Source organism: Sinomicrobium soli, assembly GCF_003285545.1.
Classification (GTDB): domain Bacteria; phylum Bacteroidota; class Bacteroidia; order Flavobacteriales; family Flavobacteriaceae; genus Sinomicrobium.
Window position 1 is genome coordinate 1 of record NZ_QLNV01000001.1, and the last position, 15,049, is coordinate 15,049.

11 protein-coding genes and 1 tRNA gene are annotated in these 15,049 nt (G+C 50.4%); all 12 read right to left on the reverse strand.

The genetic code is table 11. The features are described 5' to 3' along the window. Positions 1–319 precede the first annotated feature (319 nt). The 12 genes from DN748_RS00010 to DN748_RS00065 all read right to left on the reverse strand — a co-directional run bounded on the left by DN748_RS00010 (position 320) and on the right by DN748_RS00065 (position 15,033). Positions 320–393: transfer RNA gene (locus tag DN748_RS00010), tRNA-Arg, on the reverse strand. 109 nt (positions 394–502) lie between these two features. Beyond that, positions 503–952, reverse strand: a complete 450-nt coding sequence (locus DN748_RS00015; RefSeq protein ID WP_112369715.1) for a GatB/YqeY domain-containing protein — start codon at positions 950–952, stop codon at positions 503–505. Positions 953–1,126: 174 nt separating this feature from the next. Beyond that, positions 1,127–3,079 carry a cell division protein FtsZ gene (gene ftsZ, locus DN748_RS00020; protein ID WP_112369716.1) on the reverse strand — a complete coding sequence of 651 codons (1,953 nt, stop codon included), beginning with the start codon at positions 3,077–3,079 and terminating at the stop codon, positions 1,127–1,129. A gap of 47 nt (positions 3,080–3,126) precedes the next feature. Further along, positions 3,127–4,458: a cell division protein FtsA gene (gene ftsA, locus DN748_RS00025; RefSeq protein ID WP_112369717.1), complete on the reverse strand. Its 1,332-nt coding sequence runs from the start codon at positions 4,456–4,458 to the stop codon at positions 3,127–3,129. 3 nt (positions 4,459–4,461) lie between these two features. Next, positions 4,462–5,178 carry a cell division protein FtsQ/DivIB gene (locus tag DN748_RS00030; RefSeq protein ID WP_112369718.1) on the reverse strand — a complete coding sequence of 239 codons (717 nt, stop codon included), beginning with the start codon at positions 5,176–5,178 and terminating at the stop codon, positions 4,462–4,464. A gap of 45 nt (positions 5,179–5,223) precedes the next feature. After that, a complete protein-coding gene (murC, locus tag DN748_RS00035; protein WP_112369719.1) occupies positions 5,224–6,588 on the reverse strand; it encodes a UDP-N-acetylmuramate--L-alanine ligase in 1,365 nt (454 codons plus the stop codon). Positions 6,589–6,601: 13 nt separating this feature from the next. After that, on the reverse strand, positions 6,602–7,699 hold the full coding sequence (gene murG / locus DN748_RS00040; RefSeq protein ID WP_112369720.1) for an undecaprenyldiphospho-muramoylpentapeptide beta-N-acetylglucosaminyltransferase: 1,098 nt from the start codon (positions 7,697–7,699) through the stop codon (positions 6,602–6,604). Continuing rightward, positions 7,686–8,897: an FtsW/RodA/SpoVE family cell cycle protein gene (locus tag DN748_RS00045; RefSeq protein ID WP_112369721.1), complete on the reverse strand. Its 1,212-nt coding sequence runs from the start codon at positions 8,895–8,897 to the stop codon at positions 7,686–7,688. The genes murG and DN748_RS00045 overlap by 14 nt, the downstream gene beginning before the upstream one ends. A gap of 34 nt (positions 8,898–8,931) precedes the next feature. Further along, the gene (gene murD / locus DN748_RS00050) at positions 8,932–10,266 is read right to left on the reverse strand and encodes a UDP-N-acetylmuramoyl-L-alanine--D-glutamate ligase (protein ID WP_112369722.1); all 1,335 of its coding nucleotides are present in this window, start codon (positions 10,264–10,266) and stop codon (positions 8,932–8,934) included. Between the two features lie 45 nt (positions 10,267–10,311). Further along, positions 10,312–11,538 (reverse strand): phospho-N-acetylmuramoyl-pentapeptide-transferase, encoded by a 1,227-nt coding sequence (mraY, locus tag DN748_RS00055; protein WP_112369723.1) that lies wholly within the window; start codon positions 11,536–11,538, stop codon positions 10,312–10,314. A gap of 30 nt (positions 11,539–11,568) precedes the next feature. Continuing rightward, the gene (locus DN748_RS00060) at positions 11,569–13,032 is read right to left on the reverse strand and encodes a UDP-N-acetylmuramoyl-L-alanyl-D-glutamate--2,6-diaminopimelate ligase (RefSeq protein ID WP_112369724.1); all 1,464 of its coding nucleotides are present in this window, start codon (positions 13,030–13,032) and stop codon (positions 11,569–11,571) included. Beyond that, positions 13,033–15,033: a penicillin-binding protein gene (locus tag DN748_RS00065; protein ID WP_112369725.1), complete on the reverse strand. Its 2,001-nt coding sequence runs from the start codon at positions 15,031–15,033 to the stop codon at positions 13,033–13,035. Positions 15,034–15,049 lie beyond the last annotated feature (16 nt).

Below are 15,049 nucleotides of genomic sequence, written 5' to 3' on the forward strand. Positions count from 1 at the left end.
TTTTATATCATTGTAGTATCTTTCCAGGTGGCACTATGCCTCCGAAATCCGTGGCATGGTCACTCCGAAATATCCAAGATTCTCCTCTCTAACATCGATGAACTCCTATCTTTTATTGAAGCCCGTTGTTTTAGGGCACAGTTTAGAGAGGTTAGAAATGTAGAATTCTTCTTATTCAGATTAACCACAATTTTTGCATAAACACAACAATTGGGAATGGTTCGAAATCACATCATATTAAATGAACGCCCAAAAACTTGAAAACCACGCAATTCAATAGGAATTACGTGGTTTTGTAAAGAATCTGAATTCTTAATAGTGACCCCGGAGGGATTCGAACCCCCAACCCTCAGAGCCGAAATCTGATATTCTATCCAGTTGAACTACGGAGCCATGACCCGGAAAATGAAATCTCATTTATCACAGGTTTATTTTTGTTTCAATATTTCACTAATAAATTCTCTTCCAACACCCGACTTCAGATACTTTCTCTACGGGCATTTTATTGTGCAAGCTTCTGCTTTACAATTGCAGAGACCACTTTGCCATCTGCTTTTCCGGCCAACACCCTGGTGGCTGTTCCCATTACCTTTCCCATGTCTTTCATACCCTGGGCGCCGGTGTCAGCAATAACTTTTTCCACCACTTTTGCAATATCTTCCTCACTGAGCTGTTCGGGCAGGAATTTCTCTATAACGGCAGCCTGGGCCAGTTCGGGCTCTGCCAGGTCTGCTCTTCCCTGTTCCGTATAGATGGCTGCGCTGTCTTTTCGCTGCTTTACCAGCTTCTGTAACATCTTCAGCTCATCCTCCTCCGTGAGCTCTTTTGCGCTGCTTTCGGTCTGTGCAAGCAACAATGCCGATTTAACAGCTCTCAATGCTTCCAGGGACACGGTATCCTTGGCTTTCATCGCTGTCTTCATCTCTTCCATGACCTTGCTTTGCAGACTCATCTCTTGCGTTTTTAATCCGGTGTGCGAATATAAGAAAGAATTACAATACCGGGGGCAAAAATACGGAATTTTTACCCCATAAAACAGTTAAACGCCATAATCCCGTAAAAGACATGGCGTTTAACTGCGGATACCTCCCTGCCTTATACCCGGCCGGTAAGGTTATGGATTATTTTAGTCTACATTATCGTGAAGAAAGGAGTTGTTCGTCCGCAACTGTATATCCTCATTGCTGTCATTTCCTACCGAAATCCTCGAGGTACCGTCGCCTGAACTCCTTTCACTGAGATCTACCCCCAGCCTTTTATATGCGGGCTGTTTTTCTATTTCATCGATCTTCGAGACACTGTTGTTAAACCTGTAATTAAACTCCTTGAGTTTCCTCCGGCGCTCTTCGGCCCTTAATTTCAGGCTTTCCTCTATCGATGTGTTAAAGGGATCTACTTCCTGTGATGCCGCATTTTCTTCCGGGGTACTGACCACCTTTTTTTCCATGGCCAGTTCCTGGTCGGTCACCTCATTTCCGGGCGAAGATTTCGGGCTGGCATTAGACAGCCTGTTTTCCACTTCCATATAATCGTCCAGGCTGTAACGGCGTACTCCTTCTTCCGATACTTCGGTAACCGGAACTACCTCTACATGATCTTTGACATCGTAATTACGGGCGTCGTCCGTATTGAGCTCAAAAGTCCTGGTTTGGGATTGTTCAGATTGCTTTTTTGCCGGTGTTGCCGGCCTGTTAACTTCTTTTGCCGGTTTGTTCACAGGCATATCAAAAGAAAGTGTGGTCTGCTGCTGGGGTTCCCCCGGCGCCGACCTGATCTCTTCAGCCTCAACCTCAATATTCCTGATGTGTTCCGTGGTATCTATGATCACAAAATCCTCTTCCCTGGCATAGACTTCATCGTATATCACATCCATATTCCTGATGATATCGGTAGTAGATACCAGGTCCGGGCCGTCATTTTCCGTAAGGGTATGCCTTACCGCGGGTTGTTCCTGGTTCCGGGCCGGGCCGGTTTCTCCGGGAAAGTTCATCGTCATGGATGTCTTGTCCGGGGAAAGGTCCTGAATGGCCCTTTGCTCGTCCTCCAGGGTATGTATGATCTTCTTGGCCTCGGTATTTACGATCTCGTGTTGTTGCTCTATATCAAAACCCGTAGCAATAATGGTTACTGAAATGGCATCGCCCAAAGATTCGTCTTCTCCCACACCCATGATAATATTGGCACCGTGCCCGGCTTCGTTCTGGATATGGTCGTTGATCTCGCCTATCTCGTCAATAGTGATTTCCTCGCCGCCAGAAACGATAAGTAGCAGTACGTTCTTGGCACCTGTAATCTTATTGTCGTTCAGCAGGGGCGAATCGAGCGCTTTGACAATGGCGTCCTGGGCCCGGCTTCCTCCTGTAGCCGCAGCCGATCCCATAATGGCAGTACCGCTGTTAGACAATACGGTCTTGGCATCCCTGAGGTCGATATTCTGGGTATAGTGATGGGTAATGACCTCCGCAATACCCCGTGAAGCCGTAGCCAGCACTTCATCGGCCTTGGAAAAACCTGCCTTGAAGCCCAGATTACCATATACCTCCCGAAGCTTGTTGTTATTGATCACGATCAGTGAGTCTACGTGGCTCCTCAGGTTATCCACTCCCCTTCGGGCCTGTTCGTTACGGGTTTTTCCTTCGAACTGGAAAGGAATGGTGACGATCCCCACGGTAAGGATATCCAGCTCCTTTGCCATCTTGGCAATGATGGGCGCTGCCCCCGTACCGGTACCACCACCCATCCCGGCAGTGATAAAGAGCATTTTGGTATTGCTGTCCAGCATGCCCTTGATCTCTTCGAAGCTCTCTATGGCCGCTTTTTCCCCCACATCGGGATTGGCACCGGCTCCGAGCCCTTCTGTGAGAGATACCCCGAGTTGTATTTTATTGGGCACGGAACTGTTGTCCAGTGCCTGTGAATCCGTATTACACACTACGAAATCGACTCCTTTGATCCCCAGCTGAAACATGTGATTTATCGCATTGCTTCCTCCGCCACCAACGCCTATTACCTTGATCACATTGCTCTGGTTCTTGGGCATGTCGAACGAGATGTTTCCAAAATCTGTGTTGCTACTCATAATAATTGTTTACAGGTTTTAATACTTTTTCTTCAGCCAATACGTTGCTATTCGGCATTGTCTAAAAAATCTTTTACTCTATCGGACCATTTTTCGAGGAAAGACTTGCGTTCCTTCTTCGGTTTCGATATCGTTTCGGGCTCATCGGTTGGTTTACGGGATAATTCTTCCTGTTGGTTGTGTTCTTCGGTGTTTTGCTCTTCGGCGACAAATCTGCTCTGCCGGTCGAGGGCATTCATCACCAGCCCCACTGCCGTAGCATATACGGGACTGGCTACTTCAGGGTCTGAATCACCGGCCAGGTGTTCATTGGGGTAGCCGATCCTGGTATCCATCCCGGTGATGTACTCCACCAGCTGTTTCAGGTGTTTCAGCTGGCTGCCGCCTCCTGTCAGCACGATCCCGGCTATGAGTTTCTTTTTTTGTTCCTCATGGCCGTAATTCTTGATCTCCATATACACCTGCTCTATGATCTCCACGGCCCTGGCATGGATGATCTTGGACAGGTTCTTCAGTGTAATTTCCTTGGGTTCCCTGCCGCGTAATCCGGGAATGGAGACGATCTCATTGTCCTTGTTTTCCCCGGGCCAGGCCGATCCGAACTTGATCTTGAGCAGTTCTGCCTGTTTCTCTATAATGGAGCAGCCTTCCTTGATATCGTCGGTAATCACATTACCCCCGAAAGGGATTACGGCTGTGTGACGGATAATGCCATCCTTGAAAATGGCCAGGTCTGTGGTTCCGCCCCCTATATCGATAAGGGCCACTCCCGCTTCTTTTTCCTCCTGGCTGAGCACCGCATTAGACGAGGCCAGCGGTTCCAGTGTGATCCCGGCCAGCTCCAGCCCGGAACTCTTTACACAGCGGCCAATATTCCGAATGGAGGAAACCTGCCCCACCACTACGTGAAAATTGGCCTCGAGCCTTCCGCCATACATTCCTACGGGTTCCTTGATCTCCGACTGTCCGTCCAGTTTAAACTCCTGCGGAAGCACGTGTATGATTTCCTCGCCGGGGAGCATGACCAGTTTGTACACCTGGTTGCAAAGCCGCTCCACATCGAGCTCATCGATCACCTCATCAGAATTGGGACGGGTAATATAGTCGCTGTGCTGCAGGCTCCGGATATGCTGCCCGGCTATGCCTACCACTACTTCGTCCACACGCTTGCCCGAATTGTTCTCTGCCTCCTGTACCGCCTGCTGGATAGACTGTATCGTCTGGGTAATATTGCTTACCACCCCGCGGTGTACGCCCAGGCTCCTGGCTTTTCCAATACCCAGTATCTCTATCTTTCCGTACTCATTCTTACGGCCTATCATAACCACGATCTTCGTGGTCCCTATATCCAGTCCTATTCCGTATTTCTCCTGTCCCATAACTTATTTTTTGGTGCACACCACCTGGTTGTTGAATCTCAGGTCTATCTGCTTATACTTATCCAGGGAATGATCCTTTAATGCTTTGTGATAAAACGCCTTAAAATTAACGACCTTCTGCTCCAGGTGGTCTGTTTCTCCCAGGATCACAGTAAAGTCGTCCGCCCGCATCCGGAGTTTATACCCGGATACCTCCCTGTGAATGCCCGTAATATTCCTGTTCAGGAAAGCATCACCGTCTATATATTTCACCAGGGTATACACCTCCTCCAGCACATCTTCATCAACAGTCCCCGTAACCAGCGGTACCCGTACCGCATGCACCGGCGACAACGGCATGCGCTTCCCCTGCCTGTCTATATAATAAGAGGTCTTACCCGTAACACGGGCAATGGGTTCCCTTTGCTTGATTCTCGCACCAAGTTGCCCGTTTACAGTCATATAAACCTGGGCTTCCTGTATCATTTCGTCGGAGTTAAGTATACCCTCCAACTTATTCAAAACTAATTTTTCTTTAGGTATATCCGGTACGGTGTCAGCATTTTGTATTAACAATTTATTAACCGCCTGATGGGTAACGAACAGGTTGTCTCCGTCCAGAAATACAATGTCTATCCCGCTTACGGGTTTTCTCTCATACCTGTGATTGGCAAAGGAGTACAAAAATACCAGTACTGCCATCACCAGGAATAATTTTATGATGTGGATTGCCTTTCGCATTACAACCGATATATTAGTATTCGTTTCATCTTATCATTGTCTTTCTTATAGTGCTATTCCGTATCTGCGGACCAGTATCTGCCTTATCCGCGGCACTTCTACGCCGATATCCCCTGCTCCCATGGTCAGTACAATCCGGGCACCGGTATTTTCGAGGACTTCCAGCAGGGCTTCCTTGCTCACAAGCTGTTTATTGTTATGCGAAACTTCGCCCAACAACTTTTCCGAAGTCACCCCTTCTATAGGTTGTTCCCTCGCCGGGTAGATATCCAGCAGGACCACCTGGTCGAACCCGGACAGGCTTTTCCCGAATTCCTTCATAAAATCACGGGTACGGCTGTACAGGTGAGGCTGGAATATCGCCAGCACCTTCTCTCCCGGGTACATTTCCCTTACCGCCTGGTGCACGGCTTCTATTTCGGCCGGATGGTGGGCATAGTCATCCACATAAACCACCTCCGGGGTATTCAACTGGTAAGAAAACCTCCGTTTCACTCCCTTAAACCCGGCAAGGGCTTCTGCTGTCTTTTCAGGAGAGGCACCTCCTTCCACGGCCATGGCAAATGCTGCCAGTGCGTTCAGCAGGTTGTGTTTTCCCGGTTTTCCGAAAGTCACTCCGCTTACCTTTCCTTCGGGCATACGGATGTCAAAAACATAGCGTCCTCCGGTGATCTTTATATTTTCCAGGCCATAAGCGGCAGCGGTTTCAAATCCGTAAGTCACCCCCTCGAAAGGCAGGCCGTAACGCACGATCAGCTTTCCTCCGGGTTTAACCTTCCCGGAAAAATCACGGAAGCTCTTTTCCATCTCGGCCTTGCTCCCGTAAATATCGAGATGATCGGCATCTACCGAGGTGATACAGGCTATATCGGGCGACAGGTGCAGGAACGAGCGATCGAACTCATCGGCTTCGGTAACGGTGACCTCTTCTCCCTCGATCAGGAAGTTGCTGTTGAAATTCTCCGAAACCCCTCCCAGAAAAGCAGTGAGGCGGGTACCGGTTTCCCGCAGCAGATAGGCCAGAATGGACGAAGTGGTGGTTTTACCGTGCGTTCCCGCCACGGCATAGCAGAAGGTATCCGCCGTAATATACCCGAGTACTTCCGCCCGCTTGCTTACCCGAAAGCCGCCGGCCCTGAAATAGTGTAACAACACACTGTTCTCCGGTATTGCCGGGGTATAGACCACAAGGGTATGCTTCGGGTTGCGAAAGGCATCCGGAATTTCCTGCTCTTCATCCGAATAAGCCACCGTTATCCCCGTTTCCTCCAGCCCGGCCGTAATATCGGAAGGGACCCTGTCATAACCGGCCACCTCCTTACCGATAAAATGGAAATACCTGGCCAGGGCCGACATGCCTATGCCTCCGATCCCTATAAAATAAACGTTATGTATGTCTTTTACCTCCATTTACGGTCCTGCTTTAATCCTGTCTCTTCAGGTATCGTTCTATTTCGTCAACAATGTCGGAAGTGGCATCCGGCAGGGCCAGCTTCCTGATATTCTCTCCCAGTTGCCGCTGCCTGTCCTCCGATCCTGCCAGGGTACTGAATTCTTTTTCAAAATCCCTGTCCAGGTCCTTCTCCCTGATCAGGATGGCAGCATCGGCATTCGCTACCGCCTGTGCATTTTTGGTCTGGTGATCTTCGGCTACGAGTGGCGACGGTACGAATATCACCGGTTTTCCCACAATACTCAGTTCCGAGACCGACCCGGCCCCGGCCCTGGATATCACCATATCGGCCGCTGCATAGGCCAGGGCCATTTCGTTGATAAACGGGTGTATGTGAACCGTATTGCTCGCATACCCCTTAAATTCTTCGTAATACAAGGTGCCGCATTGCCACAGGAGCTGTATCCCCAGGCTGTCGAAAAAGGCCAGGTGGCCATGTGTCAATGTGTTGATCGCCCTGGCGCCGAGGCTGCCTCCCAGCACCAGCAATACCTTGCGCTGCGGGTCCAGCCCGAAGAACCTCATGGCTTCTTCCCTTTTCCCGGAAATATCCAGCAGGTCCTGCCGTACAGGATTCCCGGTCTTTACGATCTTGTCTGCTGGGAAAAAGCGTTCCAGTCCGTCATAGGCCACGCATATTTTCCGCGCTTTTTTAGCGAGCAGCTTATTGGTAATGCCCGGGTATGAATTCTGCTCCTGCAGTACACAGGGAATTCCCCGTGAAGAAGCTACCCTGAGCAGGGGGCCACTGGCAAACCCGCCGGTCCCCACCACCACATCGGGACGGAACCTCCTGACAATACCGCGGGCTTTCCACAGGCTGCTGATCAGCTTCAGGGGAAACAACAGGTTCTTCAGCGAAAGTTTCCGCTGTATCCCGGATATCCACAGGCCTTCGATATCGTAACCCGCCCTGGGCACCTTCTCCATTTCCATACGGTCTTTTGCCCCGACAAACAGGAAAACAGCCCCGGGATAACGCGCTTTCAGCTCGTTAGCTATGGCTATGGCCGGGTAAATATGCCCGCCTGTTCCTCCTCCTGATATGATAAACCTATAGTTGTCCACTTAAAACCTCTAACGGATTTTGTTCTTCTTCTGTTACTGCTCCCCTTTCCGCTACTGTCGCCGCTTCTTCCCTCCTCGCGCTTACACTGAGAATAATGCCTATGGCCAGACATGACATCCAGATCGACGTACCCCCCGTACTTATCAGCGGAAGGTTCTGCCCGGTAACCGGAAACAGCTCTACCGCCACCGCCATATTGATCAGCGCCTGGAACACGATGGGCAGCCCCACACCTATGACCAGCAATTTTCCGAAAACGGTATCGGCCTTATAGGCTACGATAACAATCCGGAACAGCAATAGCATATACAAAAACAGGAGCAGCAAGCCTCCTGCCAGGCCGTATTCTTCCACGATAATGGCATATATAAAATCGGAAGAGCTCTGGGGCAGAAAATTCTTCATTACGCTTTTTCCGGCACCTACACCCAGCACCCCCCCGGTGGCAATGGCGATCTTGGCCTTCTCGATCTGGTAATCAGCCTCGGTATCTTCTCCGTTGGCAAAATTCTCGATCCGGTTTACCCAGGTATCGATCCGGTTGGGCAACAGGTCCGGGAAAGCCTTATTGACCAGGATAAACAGGAAAAGGCTGAATATCCCGGCAGCCACTATGCCCCCCAGGTATTTTACCGGGTACCCTCCGAGAAAACACAGGAGCAGCACGATAAAAAAGAGTATGGCCGTAGTGGAAAAATTGGCCGGAAGTATCAGGGCCATAACCAGGAATACCGGTGCCCACAGCGGGACTACGGTTTCTTTGAAAGCAACTTCCCGGTCCTTTATCCTGGACAGGTACCGGGCCACATAGATCAGCAGCACAACCGTTGCCAGGGTCGAGGTCTGAAAACTCACGCCCACAAAGGGGATCCTTACCCACCGGCTGGCATTCGCCCCGTCGATGGTCGTTCCCTGGGCAAGGGTATACACCAGCAGCAAAAACACCACCGGCATGACAATAATGGACAGCCCCTTGAAATACCTGTACGGGATACGGTGTACACCGAAAATAATACCGAAGCCCAGCAGCAAAAGCATGGCGTGCTTCAGCAGGTGCCCTACGGTCGTTCCCGATCCTACCACATAAACCAGGTTGGAACTCGCACTGTACACAGGCAGGAACGACAGAATGGCCAAAAGTGCGGCTACAGCCCAGATGGCCCGGTCTCCCTTGATATTTTTAAACAGACTCTGCATGGTATCTCTTTTTCTGTACTCTCCCGAAACAAGGTTACAGGTGTTTTACAGCCTCCTTGAACTGATTGCCCCGGTCTTCGTAATTCTCAAACAGGTCAAAACTGGCACAGGCAGGAGACAACAGTACATTATCCCCCTTCTCTGCTATCTTGTAAGCTATCTTTACCGCCTCTTCCATAGACTGTGTTTCCACCATCAGGTCTACCACCCTGCCGAAAGCATCTATGATCTTGGAATTATCGATCCCCAGACATATGACAGCCTTTACTTTTTCACGTACCAGGGGCATCAGTACCGTATAGTCATTCCCTTTATCCTGCCCGCCTACGATCCATATCGTAGGTGCCGACATGCTGTCCAGCGCATAGTGAACCGCGTTGACATTAGTAGCCTTGGAATCATTGATATACTGAACATTCTGTATTTTCAGCACCTTTTCCAACCGGTGTTCCACCCCCTGAAAGTTCTCAAGACTCTCCCTGATGGTCTGTTTTCTCACCTTTACCAGGTGGGCTACCAGGGAAGCCGCCATGGTATTCTTGACGTTGTGTTTCCCTTCCAATACTAATGTGTCTGTAGACATAATGCTCTGTTCGTTATCTATGGTTAATATTATTTTATCATTCTTTACAAAGGCCCCCTGCGGGATTTCCTTTTCCAGTGAAAAAGGCAGCAATACCGATCGCACCGGGTGTTTTTTCAGCCAGTCCGTAATCACTTCATCATCCGCATCGTAAATGAGGTAATCGTCTTCGGTCTGGTTCATCGCGATCCGGAACTTGGAAGCGATATAACGTTCAAAATCATTGTCATACCGGTCCAGGTGATCCGGGGTGATATTGGTGATCACGGCTATATGCGGACGGAATTCCCTGATACCGTCCAGTTGAAAGCTACTGATCTCCAGCACGAAGAACTCCTTGTCATCTTCGGCCACCATACCGGCAAAACTTTTCCCTATATTCCCGGCCATCCCCACATCCAGTCCGCCATTGCGAAGCAAATGATGGGTAAGCATGGTGGTTGTGGTCTTCCCGTTGCTTCCCGTGATCCCTATCAGCATCCCCCCGGTATACCGCGATGCGAATTCTATCTCCGAGATCACCGGGATTCCCTTGCCCGTCAACTCCTGCACCAATGGCACGCCATCCGGTATTCCGGGGCTTTTCATCACCAGGTCTGCTTCCAGTATCCTGCCTGCATCATGGCTGCCTTCTTCCCACGATATTTCATACTGTTCAAGAACGTTCCTGTACTCCGGGCCTATCTTTCCCCGGTCTGAGACAAACACTTCAAAGCCTTCCTTTTTCCCCAGGATCGCTGTCCCTATCCCGCTTTCTCCCGCTCCCAGCACTATTAATTTTTTCATTCCAGAGGCTTCTTTTACTTTCACTGTTGTCATTTGCACACCCGGCTATCTGACCTTAAGGGTCACTATCGTTATCACCGCCAGCATAATACCGACAATCCAGAAACGGGTTACGATCTTACTCTCGTGGTATCCCTTTTTCTGATAGTGGTGATGCAGGGGCGACATCAGGAAAATGCGCCTGCCTTCACCGTATTTTTTCCGGGTATATTTAAAATAGCTCACCTGCAGTACCACCGAAAGGTTTTCGGCCAGGAATATCCCGCACAATACCGGAATAAGCAGTTCCTTGCGCACTGCTATGGCTATTACCGCGATAATGCCGCCTATGGTCAGGCTTCCGGTATCTCCCATAAACACCTGGGCCGGATAGGTGTTATACCACAGAAAACCTACAAGCGCCCCTGCAAAAGCGGCGATATACACCGAGATCTCCCCGACCCTGGGGATATACATGATGTTCAGGTAGTCGGAAAATATGATGTTTCCCGAAACCCAGGCAAAAATCCCCAGTGCAATGACGATAATCGCAGACGACCCTGCTGCAAGGCCATCTATTCCGTCGGTCAGATTCGCCCCGTTGGACACCGCCGTAACGATAAAGATGACTATGGGGATAAAGATCAGCCACGCATAATCCCTGTAATTATCGCCAGCCCAGGCAATGATCCTCGAATAGTCGAGTTCGTTGTTCTTCACAAAGGGAATAGTGGTCGTCGTCGATTTTTCTTCCTCCCCGGTATCGGCCAGTGTTTCGGCAGAAACAACCTGTGCATAATCGGCACTGATCCCCTCCTTGACGGTGACCTCCGGGTGAAAATAAAACGTGGCTCCCACGATAATCCCCAGTCCTACCTGTCCCAGCACCTTGAACCTTCCTTTAAGTCCTTCCTTGTCCTTTTTGAATATCTTGATATAGTCGTCCACAAAACCGATGGTTCCCATCCATATGGTAGTGATGAGCAGTACGATGATATAGATATTGTCCAGTTTGGCAAAGAGCAATACTGGCACCAGGGTAGACAGGATAATGATGATCCCCCCCATGGTAGGCGTACCCGCCTTTTCCGTTTGCCCTTCGAGCCCGAGGTCTCTCACGGTTTCACCCACCTGCTGCCTGCGAAGAAGATTAATGATATACTTCCCGAAAATGGTGGATATAAGCAGGGAGCATATTACAGCCATAGCCGCCCGGAAAGAGAGGAACTGGAAAAGTCCGGCCCCGGGGATCTGGTAGTGTTGGCTCAGGTATTCAAATAAGTGGTATAGCATTCAGCCTCTTCTTTTTTATGCGTTACTGGTCTACTTATCGAGTGCCTTTATCAGCTCTCCTGCAATTTTAAAATCGTCAAAATCCTTTCGTTCCCCGTTGATCTCCTGGTAGGTCTCATGCCCCTTTCCCGCAATGAGGATTATATCGTTTTGTCCGGCCATCTGGCATGCTGCCTTAATGGCCTGCTTCCGGTCTGTAACAGACAGCGTCTTGTTGTAATACTGGGGGGCTACTCCCTGCTCCATCTCCCTGATGATCTCCTCCGGGTCTTCCGTTCTCGGGTTGTCGGAAGTAAAGATCACCTTGTTGCTCAGTTCCGCCGCAATTTCACCCATGACAGGCCTTTTGGCCTTGTCGCGGTCACCCCCGCAGCCCACTACGGTGATCAGTTGTTCGTTACCGGTGCGTATGCTGTTGATGGTCTGTAATACGTTCTTAAGCGAGTCGGGAGTATGCGAATAATCGACAATGGCGGTAACCCCTCCTTCCGACACAAAGTACTGGAACCGCCCCTGTACACTCTCCAGCTCACTGACCAGCCGGAGTATTTCCATCGTCTCCAGCCCCAGCAACTCTGCCGTGGCGTATATGGCCAGTATATTATAGGCATTGAACTGGCCTATGAGCTTTACCCAGACCTCATTCTCCCCGATCTTGAGCAGCAGCCCCCCGAATTGGTTCTCCAGTATCCGTGCCCTGAAATCGGCATACGACTTTAAGGCATAGGTATATTTCCTCGCTGCCGTATTCTGGACCATCACGGCACCGTTCCTGTCATCCGCATTGGTCAGGGCAAAGGCTTCTTTGGGCAACAGGTCAAAAAAGCGTTTCTTTACATCCCTGTATTCCGCAAAGGTGTGGTGATAGTCCAGGTGATCGTGGGTGAGATTGGTAAATATCCCCCCGGCAAACCGGAGCCCTTCTGTCCTTTTCTGCGCTATCCCGTGCGAACTGACCTCCATAAAGCAGAACTCCACCCCCTCCTGCGTCATCAGGTCGAGGTAACGGTTGATGGTCAGGGGGTCCGGCGTGGTATGGGTAGCGGCGTATTCCTTATTATCCACCATGATCCTGACGGTAGACAGCAAGCCTGTCTTATATCCCGCCTTGCGGAACAGCTGGTACAGCAGGGTAGCAATGGTCGTTTTACCGTTGGTACCGGTAACGCCTACCATTTTTATATTCCCGGAAGGGTTCCCGTAGTAATTGGAAGCCATGACGGCCAGGGCGGCATGGGTGTCTTCCGCCTGCACATAGGTCACCCCGTTCACCATGCTGCCAGGCATCTCTTCGCAGACTACGGCTACGGCTCCCTGCCTGAGGGCGGCATCGATAAATGCATGTCCGTCGGCCTCCGCACCCCTTATGGCGATAAAGACATCGTTCAGGCTTACTTTCCTGGAATCGAAACACAGGGCATTGACAGCCACGGAAGTATCTCCTGCCACGGCGGCTATCTGCACTTTATACAATATGTCTTTCAGTATATTCATCTATGAAAGTTCCAGTACTACGGTTTCGTTACGTTTTATCTTATTTCCGACGGTGAGGGACTGTTTTCTCACCTTTCCGTTCCCTACCGCCTTCACTTTAAGCCCCAGGTTTTCCAGTAACGGGATGGCATCCATGGCACTCATTCCCTTTACATCGGGCATCACATCACTGTGTTTCTGCGCTTTTGCGTAATAGGACTGGTAGTCCTCTTCGGTCTCCGGCCGGGTCTGCTCCAGCTCTTTCACTACATCTTCTACCGGGGAACTGGTATAAATTTTCTGTGCGATACTCTTAAAGACCGGCCCGGATACATCTGCCCCGTAATACCCCACGCTCCTGTCGGGTTCGTGAATCACCACAATACAGGAATACTCGGGGTCATCTGCCGGGAAATATCCTGCAAACGTCGAGATATACTGCAACCGTTCCCTGTTTTTCGTCCCGTAGTTTTTCTGGGCCGTCCCCGTTTTTCCCGCCATGGAAAAATTGGGGGAATACAACCGCTTGCCGGTACCTTTCAGCACCACATTCTTTAACATTCCCTGTAACTTGCTCACAGTTTCCGGCGAGCACACCCGGGGGTTTATCACTTCCTTGTCAAACTTCATGATGGTCTTGTTCCACTCCTTCACTTCCTTGATGAGCCTGGGTTTTACCATTTCGCCGTTATTGGCTATGGCATTGTAGAATGTAAGCGTTTGCAGCGGGGTCATGGACACGCCGTATCCGAAAGCCATCCACTCCAGGGCAATTCCGCTCCATTGTTTTTTATTGCGGGGGTCAGGTATATAGGGCTTCCCCTCTCCCTTGATAGAGAGTCCCAGCGGTTTGTCGAGCCCCATCTCATAAAGTCTGTCCACAAACCTGTCGGGATGTTCGCTGTAGTGTTCGTGGATCGTCTTGACCACCCCTACATTAGACGACACCTCAAAAGCACGCCCCACACTTATTTTCCCGTACCCTCCGTGTTTGGTATCCCTTACCCTTCTGCGGTAATAGGTAATAACCCCTTTCTCGGTATCTACAATATCACTGGTATCCACCACCTTGTCTTCCAGGGCTACGGCCAGGGCCATCAGTTTGAAGGTAGACCCCGGTTCGTGCGACTCTCCTATGGCATAATTCAGTTTTTCGTAATACTTGCCGTCGGAGGTACGCCCCAGGTTGGAAATAGCCTTGACCTCTCCCGTCCTGGTCTCCATCACTACAGCCGTACCGTGCTCCGCCTTGTATTTCTCCAGCTGGGCCAGCAGGGCGTGGTGTGCGATATCCTGGATATTGATATCTATGGTAGAGATCACATCATACCCATCCCTGGGCTCTACTTCATTATTATCGCTGATGGGCTTCCACTGCCCCTTGGCAATACGCTGCTTCAGCCTCCTGCCTTCCTGTCCCTCCAGGTATTCCCCGTAAGCCCCTTCGAGCCCTACGCGCAGTTCATGGCCACTGCCATCCAGGCGTTCATACCCTATACTGCGCTCGGCGATCTTCCCGAGGGGGTGCTCGCGTTCCACATGCTGCTCTACGATAATCCCTCCCTTATAGGGCCCGAGTTCAAAAAGCGGAAAGTTCTTGATCCTTATATATTCGGCATAGCCCAGGTCTTTGGTCACGAGCAGGTACCTGTTTTTATTGGCCCTTGCCTTGCGGAAGGTTTTCTGGTAATAGGACGAAGGCTTCCCCAGCATTGCCGAGAGCTCGTCCGACAGTGGCTTCAGGTATTTTTCAAAATTCTGGGCAGACACGGTCAGGGCGTCGAAACGGATGTCGTATTTGGTCACCGAGGTCGCCAGCAGGCTCCCGTCGTCAGAATACAGGTTCCCCCTGTTGGCAGGGATGGTAAAATTCCGGATCGTACGTTCCTCTGCCATCTGGCGGTATTCTTCTCCGTCTACCTGGATATACACCAGTTTTACCGCAACCCCTAATGCAAACAGGAACATACACCCGGCGAGGAAATACAGTCTGTTCAATATTTTCTTCTCTGTTACTGGCATAACACCGTTCAAACTT

What these genes read in the sequence shown, in the direction of transcription:
- DN748_RS00060 (WP_112369724.1), bottom strand. Translation starts at nt 13,032, where the DNA reads ATGAATATACTGAAAGACATATTGTATAAAGTGCAGATAGCCGCCGTG.
- murD (WP_112369722.1), bottom strand. Translation starts at nt 10,266, where the DNA reads ATGAAAAAATTAATAGTGCTGGGAGCGGGAGAAAGCGGGATAGGGACA.
- mraY (WP_112369723.1), bottom strand. Translation starts at nt 11,538, where the DNA reads ATGCTATACCACTTATTTGAATACCTGAGCCAACACTACCAGATCCCC.
- DN748_RS00015 (WP_112369715.1), bottom strand. Translation starts at nt 952, where the DNA reads ATGAGTCTGCAAAGCAAGGTCATGGAAGAGATGAAGACAGCGATGAAA.
- ftsZ (WP_112369716.1), bottom strand. Translation starts at nt 3,079, where the DNA reads ATGAGTAGCAACACAGATTTTGGAAACATCTCGTTCGACATGCCCAAG.
- murC (WP_112369719.1), bottom strand. Translation starts at nt 6,588, where the DNA reads ATGGAGGTAAAAGACATACATAACGTTTATTTTATAGGGATCGGAGGC.
- DN748_RS00065 (WP_112369725.1), bottom strand. Translation starts at nt 15,033, where the DNA reads ATGCCAGTAACAGAGAAGAAAATATTGAACAGACTGTATTTCCTCGCC.
- DN748_RS00045 (WP_112369721.1), bottom strand. Translation starts at nt 8,897, where the DNA reads ATGCAGAGTCTGTTTAAAAATATCAAGGGAGACCGGGCCATCTGGGCT.
- ftsA (WP_112369717.1), bottom strand. Translation starts at nt 4,458, where the DNA reads ATGGGACAGGAGAAATACGGAATAGGACTGGATATAGGGACCACGAAG.
- DN748_RS00030 (WP_112369718.1), bottom strand. Translation starts at nt 5,178, where the DNA reads ATGCGAAAGGCAATCCACATCATAAAATTATTCCTGGTGATGGCAGTA.